This is a genomic window from Xanthomonas axonopodis, from assembly GCF_001304695.1.
In the GTDB taxonomy this organism is placed as follows: domain Bacteria; phylum Pseudomonadota; class Gammaproteobacteria; order Xanthomonadales; family Xanthomonadaceae; genus Xanthomonas; species Xanthomonas axonopodis.
Genome location: NZ_JFAQ01000139.1, coordinates 1 through 671 on the forward strand (window position 1 = coordinate 1; position 671 = coordinate 671).

Sequence of the window (671 nt, forward strand, 5' to 3'; positions counted from 1 at the left end):
CGCGCACGAGCTGGCCGACGAAGTGGCCTTCCATGCGCGGCACGATGCGATGACCGGGCTGATCAATCGGCACGAGATCGAACGCCGGCTGCTGAGCCTGATCGAGCTGCCGCAATCGCCGCAGATGTGTCACGCGCTGTGCTTTGTCGACCTGGATCATTTCAAGCTGGTCAACGACACCTTCGGGCATGCGGTCGGCGACAGGTTCCTGTGCCACTTCGCCGATGTGATCACCATGCAGCTGCGTCCTGGTGACTGGTTGGGGCGTCTGGGCGGCGATGAGTTCGCCATCCTGCTGGCCAATACCGATCTGGCGCAGGCGCAACGCGTGCTGGAACGCATGCACGGCGCGCTCGGGCAACCGTGGAGCCATCAAGGCGGGCGACCGCTGACGCCCAGCTGCAGTTTTGGCGTGGTGGAGATTCGCCAGGGCCTCAGCGACCTCAATGCCTTGATGACCGCCGCCGATCTGGCTTGCCATGCGGCCAAGGAAGAAGGGCGCAACCGTATCCGCTGCTTCAACGAAAACGATCTGGCGCTGGCGCGGCGCCGCCACGATGGTGGCTGGATCAGTGCGGTGCAACAGGCGATCGCCGAAGAACGATTGCTGTTGTACGCGCAGAAAATCCAGGTGCTCAACGACCCCGGACGCCTGCAGTACGAGGTGCTGG

Annotated in this window: 1 protein-coding gene; it reads left to right on the top strand. The window is 63.8% G+C overall.

The window, feature by feature from the left end; genetic code table 11:
• The coding region (locus tag XAXN_RS13055) for a GGDEF domain-containing protein (protein ID WP_134984880.1) at positions 1-671 on the top strand (671 nt) is incomplete at both ends.